The organism is Bradyrhizobium nivariense (assembly GCF_029846695.2).
GTDB lineage: Bacteria > Pseudomonadota > Alphaproteobacteria > Rhizobiales > Xanthobacteraceae > Bradyrhizobium.
The window spans coordinates 1-2474 of sequence record NZ_JARWCR020000167.1; the positions used below are offsets into that span (position 1 = coordinate 1).

The following is a 2474-nucleotide window of genomic DNA, read 5'->3' on the forward strand; positions in this document are numbered from 1 at the left end:
AGGGCAACAATATTGCTAGTCTCGTTCATGGCGTATCGCTCTCCTTGAGAGGTTCTGGCAGGCTCGACACCCGCCTCGATACGCCGCCTATCTCATTCCGTCATCACCCACTTTCCCGCATAGCTCGTCGCAGTGGATGATGCCGCGATAGCCCTCAAGCAGTCTCAAACCATGAACGGCACCGCGGCCCGGTGCATAGGCATAGATCACCCCAGGCGGATCAGGAGCGGCCCGGGGCCTGTCATCGCGGGAGAGCGCCCAGAAGTAGCCGGTTTTGGTCCTGCCGCGCCCCGGATCCAGCACCGGCGCCGGAGTCTCATCCACACAAAGCTTCGGGGACACGAGCAGCAGCTCGCGCAGACGATGCCACAACGGCTTCAGTTCCTGGGCGGCATAGCCGACCCAGAAGGCGAGCGCGGAACGATCAATGGCAATTCCGTATGTCGCCAGCATCTGCGCCTGATGATAGAGCGGCAAATGCCAATGATACTTGGCGTCGATCACATGCACGACGAGCCGCTCGGTGGGCAGTCCACCCCTGATCAGTCGCTCGGGAGCAGCGTGCTGGAGAACGACGCCCTGGCAGGCGGGACAGGCCAGTTTGGGCCGGCGGGTGACGATGACGCGATACTGCGCCGGTACGACGTCCAGCCTCTGGCTCTCATCGCGGCCAATCTCAACGAGATCGCCTTTGCAGGAGGGACAGCAGGTTGCAGCCGGCATCAGCGTTTCGACGATGCGTGGAAAATGCTCCGGCAGCTTGCCATGATTGGTCCTGCGCTCGGAAGCTCTCTTCTCGCGTGTTTTGGGATTGGCGCGGTCCTCGGCTGCTTCGAGAGCCGCGACAGCCTGATCGATATCCTCCAGAACAAGCTGGAGCTGATCAGCGTCAAGCTTTTCCGACGATCGACCGAACTGCGCATCTCTTGCAAGCTTGAGCAACCGCTCGAGTCTGGCGCAGCGCTCCAGCAGAGCCGCGGCAAAGGCACGCAACTCGGCTGGGTCGCTCGGCAGTTGATCAGGCAAATCACTCATTGGCCCGAGTCTGCCATGCTTCGCGCCCCGATGCAGCGAAGATTTTATCTCCTACACAAGCGCTTTCGGCTGCGGGATCGGAGGCGCATGCATGCGTGTCCAATCCATGCCGGCCAGAAGCGCCGATAACTGCGCGGCGTTCATTCGCATGACGCCGTCAACGACCGGCGGCCACTTGAAGGTGCTGCCCTCAAGCCGCCTCCAATACAGCACAAGACCACTACCATCCCAGACAACGATCTTCACCCGATCAGCGCGCTTCGCACGGAAGACCACCGCCACGCCCTTCATCGGATCGTGGCCGAGCGTCTCCTTCGCCAACAGCGCCAGGCCATCCGCGCCCTTCCTGAAGTCTACAGGTCGGATCGCAACGTAAATCATGAGGCCAGCGGGAGCCGTCAGCATGAACGTGTCCGGCGCAACGCAACAAACACATCACTCAGTACGGCAAGTCCAGGCGTTCCACGCACCTCAACCCGGGCCCCCAGGAACTCAACCGTAACAGCGGCAGCTTCCGGCGATCCGGAGGGCGCGGCAGCCGCCGATGGTGACGATTCCGACACCAACGGCACGAACGAAAGTGCACCCGCCGCAGCTGGCAGCACCAGTTGACCTGAACGCGCCCGGCGCCGCCAGTCATGCACCTGCTGTGGCCGGCAGCCATGCCGGCGTGCGATATCTGTTACAACCGCGCCCGGCTCAAGGCTTTCCGCGACAATCCGGGCCTTCAAATCATCCGTCCTCTGCTTGCGGCCAGCCGGCGTACACTTCGATACGCTGTGTCAATGGTCGTCTTATGTCGTCCGAATGGTCGTCCATTGTGAGCACCCTTGCAGAAGATGATTCTTCTAGCGGTGCTCCCAACATCGCGCACAGACAATCTAAAGGGCCGCGACGCTACGCTTACGATCAGCTGCTGCCTTGGGACTACAAAAAGCAAGGCTTCAAAGACCTGGCCAAGGAGCAGCGCTTACTAATCAGTTATGATTCCTTTTGCGCATCTCGTGCGTGGCTCCGGGAGTATCCCAGGCCATTAGCAGCTCGCGTCCAAGTGCCATGAGCCGTTCCCGATCCACACTGGTGAGAAGCAGCTCAGTCCCGACGTCGAGCTGATTGATCTCGGTCTCAAGACTTCGCACGGCGACGGGTCGCTCGTTCTAACGTCTCTCTAACTCCTCGGCCCTAAGTGCGCATTCCAGGGATGGTGATCAGGTGTTCCAGGCGATGGTGATCACCGATTCCGGTGATCGTGATCAGGTGCGGAGGCGAACACGGCTGACGGGTTTAAGTGTGCTGGAAATAACCTCCTCGTTGAACCGCTCCGGGTTTGCCGGAGGCTCCAACTCCTGAGAGGATGGAGCTATGAAAAGCAAGACGACGAACAAGTTTTCACCCGAGGTCCGGGCCCGAGCGGTTCGGATGGTTCTGGATCACGCCAG

1 protein-coding gene and 2 pseudogenes are annotated in these 2474 nt (G+C 60.6%); all 3 read right to left on the reverse strand.

Annotated elements, in window-relative coordinates; genetic code table 11:
- Positions 1–126: 126 nt before the first annotated feature.
- Positions 127–1035, reverse strand: a pseudogene (gene tnpC, locus QCM77_RS45670) (IS66 family transposase); the annotation flags it as partial.
- Positions 1036–1086: 51 nt separating this feature from the next.
- Entirely contained in the window at positions 1087–1440 is a 354-nt protein-coding gene (gene tnpB, locus QCM77_RS45675; RefSeq protein WP_280097109.1) for an IS66 family insertion sequence element accessory protein TnpB, read from the reverse strand.
- A pseudogene (gene tnpA / locus QCM77_RS45680) lies at positions 1434–1778 on the reverse strand (IS66-like element accessory protein TnpA); the annotation flags it as partial. The gene tnpB and the pseudogene tnpA, both read right to left, overlap by 7 nt.
- Positions 1779–2474: the final 696 nt, after the last annotated feature.